This is a genomic window from Collimonas sp. (assembly GCF_035566555.1).
Lineage (GTDB): Bacteria > Pseudomonadota > Gammaproteobacteria > Burkholderiales > Burkholderiaceae_D > Collimonas.
The window spans coordinates 23,714-30,357 of record NZ_DATMRB010000148.1; the positions used below are offsets into that span (position 1 = coordinate 23,714).

Annotated in this window: 2 protein-coding genes; one reads left to right on the forward strand and one right to left on the reverse strand. The window is 58.8% G+C overall.

The features are described from left to right. Positions 1–163: 163 nt before the first annotated feature. Entirely contained in the window at positions 164–2,881 is a 2,718-nt protein-coding gene (locus VNZ65_RS18630) for a TonB-dependent receptor (protein WP_325671654.1), read from the reverse strand. 930 nt (positions 2,882–3,811) lie between these two features. Between VNZ65_RS18630 and VNZ65_RS18635 the strand changes: the two genes are divergently transcribed. Then, positions 3,812–6,412, forward strand: coding sequence for a DNA translocase FtsK (locus VNZ65_RS18635; protein WP_325671656.1), 2,601 nt, complete (start codon positions 3,812–3,814; stop codon positions 6,410–6,412). Positions 6,413–6,644 lie beyond the last annotated feature (232 nt).

A 6,644-nucleotide genomic window follows, 5' to 3' on the forward strand; every position in this document is an offset into this window, starting at 1 on the left:
GTCGCCTCGCATCAGGGCCGCTACGCCGCTTGTACACACACTCGCCGCCATCGTCAGCATGGCGTCGCATGACTAAGCAAAATCGGCAGCATTCAATTAAAAAAAACGCCAGCAGAGCGAATCTCACTGGCGTTATAAAGCTCCTACCCATTGGTTACAGCACTTAGAAGGTGTAGCGCGCACCTACAGTGAAGTAGCGCCCCACCGCGCCGGACTGATGCAGCGACGGGTTGTAGTTGATGCGGCCGTATGTTTGCACGTCCAACGGCGCCAGGCGGTCAAACAGATTGGCGACCGCTGCAGTCACTTGCCATTGCCTGGTCACATCCCAGCGGCCGAACATGTCGACCGTGGTGAATGATGCTATGCGGCAGTTGGTCAAGGCATTGCCTGTAGCCGGATCGACGTTGAGGCAAGGACCACCGGTTTCGTTCTTGTTTTCAATCGCGCTGACATAATTGAGCGAGGTCGTCACATTGAACGGTCCGCGATCCCAGGCCAGCGACGCCGAAGCCCGGGTGCGCGGCGTGCCGCCGTTACCCGACAGGTTTTTATCGCCATGGGTGCCGACGAAGTTCTGCGTTACGCCGTTGGTGGTACGCTTGAATTCGAACATCTGCGACACCGTCAAGCCGGCGGTCAGGCGACCGTAAGTGCTCAAGTCAAAACGGCTGCGCAAATCGATGTCGACGCCGCTGGTGCGGGTCTGGCCCGCATTGATGTAAGGCGCCTTGACCAGCTGGATAGGGCCGACCAGGCCAGGGAAGTCCGAAGTCGGCTCGCCACGCACGATGATCGCATCCGGGAAGCGTGATGGATCGTTGATGATGGCGTCCGGATCAGAACCGGTAATCTCGTTCTTGCGTACGATACGCCAGTAATCCACCGAAACGCTGGTGTTCTTGATCGGTTCCAGGATGAAACCCAGGCTGTAGCTCTGCGATTTTTCCGGCTTCAGGTTCTTGTTACCGACCGTCACGGCGCCGATGTTCTTACCGTCCTGGCAGTCCGCCGAGAGTTTGGTGACAGGGCAACGCACCGGATCATTCGTGTAAGTCGTGAAAGCCGAAACTGCACTGTCGCCGCTTTCCGCCGGACCCGGCGCCCGGAAACCTTCCGCGTAAGTGCCGCGGAAAGCCAGCTGCTGGATAGGCGTGAACTTGAATCCGATCTTCGGGGTGGTCGAATTGCCGTAGTCAGAGTACTGGTCGGTGCGCAAGGCCAGCTGGAATTCCAGCTGCTTGATCACCGGCAGCGCCAGTTCGGTATACAGAGAACTGATATTGCGGGAAGACCTGGCTGCCGCATAACCCAGGCCGACGATATCGCTGATATCGGTATATGGCGTCGCCTGGCTGTCGGTAGACTCATGGCGCAGTTCGCCGCCGACCGCGATGCCGATCGGACCACCCGGCAGCTGGCCGAACTCACGCGTGCCCTTGAAGTCCCACAAGGCCAGTTTGGTGGTCGCCGAATTTTTCAGTTCCGGCGAAACGAGTGCCATCGTCGCCGGGCTGTTCAATACGCCAGCCTGGCCGATGCGGAAAGAGCCGTTGTTCATCGCTGTCTGTAACGCGCTGGCGCGGTAAAAGCCGTTCTGGGTGCGGTCGGTTTTACTCTGTGCGTACAGGATGCCGCTATCGTAATCCCAGCCGTAAGATGTACCCTTCACACCGACCAGCAGGCGCGTGACGGTAGTATCGAGATCGGAGCGGCGCGGATTATTCGGATCGGACCAGCGTGGCCGGGCGGCATTGTTGGCAAACGGATTGTCCGGATGACCGATAGGCATCAGCAGCTGGTCAGGACCGGTGCTGGTGTTGACCACACGGTTGTTGATCAAGTCGAAACCGGTGCCGGTCAGGCCGGACGGCGTATTGACTGTCTTGGCCTGAGAGTTGAACAAGCCGAGTTCGGTATAAGCCTGCATGTCATTGCTGAGCTTCAGCGTGCCGCGGCCGAACAGGTTGATATTCTGAGTTTCCGGCTGCACCGCCTGGTAGCCGCCCTGGATCGGATCCCACAGACAGCCACCGCCGGAATTGATCGATGTGCTGCGATCGATGTAGGCGCAGCCAGGAAGATTCTGGATGCCGCGGCCGGCAATCGGATTGCCGCTGGCGTCGACCGGACGTACCGTGCCGACGAAACTGCTGCCGCCGGTATTGCTGCTGGTGGTGGCGCCGCCGCGCTGGTCGCGGCCGCCCCATGGACGGGCATCCGCAGTGCCAAGATATTCCGGCCGGTCTTTCTGCCAGATGGCATTGCTCTGCTTGGCGTCGATGCTGAAGAAATAGTTGTACTTGTCTTGTTCCAGATTACCGAAACCGAAGGTGCCCGATACGCTGCGCAAAGTGCCGTCGCCGTGGCCGGAAGTGCCGAGCGAGCCTGAGATGGTCTTGCCTTCAAAAGTTTCACGCAGAATGATATTGACCACGCCGGCGATCGCGTCTGAACCGTAGATCGCAGAAGCGCCGTCCTTCAGCACTTCGATGCGGTCAACGGCGCCGAGCGGAATTGAGTTCAGGTCGACAAAACTGCGCTGGCCGTCATCGCCCAGGCCATAAGGTGCGGTGCGGCGGCCGTTGATCAGCACCAGCGTCGAATTGACCGACAGTCCGCGCAGCGAAACACCCGAGGCGCTGCCGGCGAAACCACTGGTGAATGAACCGCTGATGGAGCCGTTGTTGTCAGCCGACAGGCTGCGGACGACATCCGCGACCGATGTCTTGCCCGATTGCTGGATATCCTTGCGCGTCAGGATTTGCGTCGACGCTGGTCCTTCCTGCTGTGTCCGTTTGATGTTCGAGCCGGTGATTTCAACCCGTCCCATCGGTTTGTCATCATTTGTCTCCTGCGCATGTACGGCTGGCGCCATCATGCCTACTCCCATTGCCACGCCGCCGGTAAAAAATGCAAGCCGTAATGACTGTGACAGTTTTCTTTCCTTGATCATAAGCAAAACCCCCTATCGTTTTTAGAGTTAATAATTTAATTATTTGTGTAATCAAACCAGGCTGATTAGATCGCCTTGTGGACGATGTAATTTGCGTTTTGACGTCCCTGCTCTAGCTCATGCAGACAGACAAACCAAACACTTCACCAGAAGGTCTTCCTCTTCATCTGGTCCTCCCCGGAATTGCCGCCGGCGGCACTGTTTATTTTTCTGTGCCGCTAACGACAACGCGGTGCCTTGGCGCAACTGGTTGCCAAGCGCCAATTCACCGCGTGTTTAATCTATACTAAAAATAATACTTTTTGTTACAAAATATTCCTCACAGTTACAAATAGATATATTTAGTTACTTAATTGAGACAGGGAATTGTGGAAAAACGTCGCAATTGTCGTAAAAAGACAAGCACAGGTTTTGACCGATAGCGAGCCCAGCCGCTTTTAATAAGACGATGCCGTTATTTGCAGACAGCTATTGCGCTTTGCAGCATTGGCAAATTGCAAGTCCTGGAATAGTGCAAAAAGTACACTTTGATACTTGCTCACCAAATTCAGTAATTCGTATCTGTGACCGCGCAATTTCCGTTACACATTTATTTGTATAAAAACAAGTTATTGGCCAGCAACTCAGAGGGGAACGGCAGCCGCTTTTTCGGTTAATATCACCTACTTTGATTTCAAGACGTCAGACAAACCCCTGCCATGTCGCCCTTGCCAAACGGCACTGAGGACGGCCTGCGGTATCGCAACATGATTTGCGCAAGCACCACGCTTTCCGGACGTTGATTTTTCGTTGAATTTGAGTATGCATATAGCAGTTTTCAGTTGGTTCGGATGGTCTTTGCTTTGGCTGGCTCCCATGCTGGTTCGCGTACTGAAGGCGCGGCGCTCGGGCGCAAGCGCGCTGCGCGGCCGCGGCTCGATCCGCCTGTGGCTGGGAACCGTGTTGATACTATGCGGCAGCAGCGCGCTGGAAGCCGTCTTGCGCACCAGCGAATCCGGTCCTCCCGACGGCGATCACGCCGGTTATGCGATAGCCCAGGGCTTGATGAACCTGCTTGGCGGCTTCCTCGGCGTACTGACGATGCTGGCCATCAGCATCCTGGCGCTGTGCTGGCTGTTTGGCAGCGGCTGGCTGGCTTTGATCGGCAACATCCATCCCGCGCTGCGGCGCATTTTTCCGGGCAAGACAGAGCAAGCCGATGCGCCACGTGAACCGCGTGCGGCAGCAACCGTTTCGGCGCCAATGCACTCCATTGTGCGGCCGGTACGCGCGCGTGAAAGCATTGCAGCGCCTCCTCGCAGCAGGAAATCCTGGCAATTGCCATCGGCTTCAGAGCAGCCTGAGGTTGCGGGGAAACGGGCCAACATCCCAGCCAAACGGGCAGAGATGCCGGCCTCCGCCAGAAGCATGGCCGAATGGGCGACGGTAGAACGCATCATCCCGACGCCAGCCATGCTGGCGCGCGAAAAGATGGCGCAGCAGGCGCGCGCCGCCAGCGCGGCGCGCAAGGATGCGATGCACGTCCGTCAAGGCGAGCGCAGCCAGAATCGCCTGGCGCCGCAAACCAGGATCATCAGCACCCGCCCGTCCACACCGGTTGCCGCAAACATGGTTGTTCCTGCCGCATCCCGGCCGCTGGCAGAGGATGTCATCGCGACGCCTGGTGTTACGCCTGCAGCAGCGCCGTCTGCATCCGCAGTGGAATTTGCCGGCAAGCCGGATGTTGCAACGCTGCCGGACACGGTAAGCGCCGTTGCAGATGCCTTCGCAGTCGGCGGCTTGCCGCAAAGCCTTGCAGAACAAGCGGAACCGGCATTGCCGATGCGGCCGGCCTCTTTTGAAGCCGCTATTGCTCATCCTGTCGCCGTCGTTGCGCCAACCTCCTATATGACGCCGCAGCCGGTTCCAGCCGAAGCCTCCGCTGCCACGGTTGATGACGGCGAATCCGATTTCTTACTCCAGCCGTTGCATGAACTGCGGATCGATTTACCCGGTCTCGACCTGCTGGACCCCGCGCTCAACGAACTGATCGAGATCCCGGTAGAACGCCTGGCGGAAACCGGCTTGCTGATCGAACAGCGCCTGAAAGAATTCAAGGTGCCGGTGACCGTGCTGGGCGCCGACGCCGGTCCGGTGATCACGCGCTTTGAAGTGGAGCCGGCGCTGGGCGTGCGCGGCAGCCAGATCGTCGGCCTGATGAAGGACTTGTCGCGCGCATTGGGGCTGACCTCGATCCGGGTGGTGGAAACCATCCCTGGCAAGACCTGCATGGGGCTGGAGTTGCCCAACCCACAGCGGCAAATGATCCGGCTGTCGGAAATACTGGAGTCGGCCGCCTATCAGGATTCGGCATCGCACCTGACGCTGGCGCTGGGCAAGGACATCACCGGCAAGCCGATTGTCGCCGACCTGGCGCGGGCCCCGCACATGCTGGTAGCCGGCACTACCGGCTCCGGTAAATCGGTGGCGATCAACGCCATGATCCTGTCGCTGCTCTATAAAGCCACACCGGAAGAAGTGCGGCTGATCATGATCGACCCAAAGATGCTGGAACTGTCGGTCTATGAAGGCATTCCGCATCTGCTGGCGCCGGTCGTCACCGACATGAAGCTGGCCTCCAATGCGCTCACCTGGTGCGTCGCAGAGATGGACAAGCGCTACCGGCTGATGTCGGCGCTGGGAGTGCGCAACCTGGCCGGCTTCAACCAGAAAATCCGCGACGGCAACCTGCGCGGCAAGAAGGTCAGCAATCCCTTCTCGCTCACGCCCGATGCGCCGGAACCGTTGTCTACTCTGCCGTTGATCGTGGTGATCATCGACGAACTGGCGGATCTGATGATGGTGACCGGCAAAAAGATCGAAGAGCTGATCGCCCGCCTGGCGCAGAAAGCCCGGGCCGCCGGCATCCACCTGATCCTGGCGACGCAGCGGCCTTCGGTCGATGTCATCACAGGACTGATCAAAGCCAATATCCCGACCCGCGTAGCGTTCCAGGTATCGTCCAAGATCGACTCCAGGACCATCCTCGACCAGATGGGTGCGGAAGCCCTGCTCGGCCATGGCGACATGCTGTTCCTGCCGCCTGGCTCGGGTTATCCGCAACGGGTGCATGGCGCTTTTGTCTCGGATGCGGAAGTGCATCGCGTGGTGCAATACCTGAAGCAGTTTGGCGAGCCGGAATATGAAGAAGCCATCCTCGCCGGCGTACCGGCCGAGGGCGCCAGTGCCGACCTGCTGGGCGACAGCCAGGATGTGGAAGCCGATCCGCTGTACGACGAAGCGGTTGCCTTCGTGGTCCGCACCCGCCGTGCCTCGATTTCGTCGGTGCAGCGCCAGTTCCGCGTCGGCTACAACCGCGCAGCGCGGCTGGTGGAACAGATGGAAACTGCCGGCATCGTTTCTTCGGTGGCGACCAACGGCAGCCGCGAGGTGTTGACGCCGGTACAAGCGGAATAAATGGAATAAGCTGCAGCATCCTCGACAGCAGCGCTGCCAAGGATGTTTTCCGCATTTGAATTCAGTTCACTCCAGTGCAAATCGCAAACCCAGCGAGAACACATTGTTGCGCAAGCCGCCGCTGCCCAGTTGCGCATCGTAATTGAGATACCAGCCCCAGCGCTTGTCCACCGCCGTATTCAAGCCCAGTCCGAGCCAGCCGCTGCTGCGCGCCAGGCCTATCCCCTGCACC

Coding starts and splice junctions, on each gene's coding strand:
- VNZ65_RS18630 (WP_325671654.1), bottom strand. CDS start 2,881: ATGATGGCGCCAGCCGTACATGCGCAGGAGACAAATGATGACAAACCG.
- VNZ65_RS18635 (WP_325671656.1), top strand. CDS start 3,812: ATGCTGGTTCGCGTACTGAAGGCGCGGCGCTCGGGCGCAAGCGCGCTG.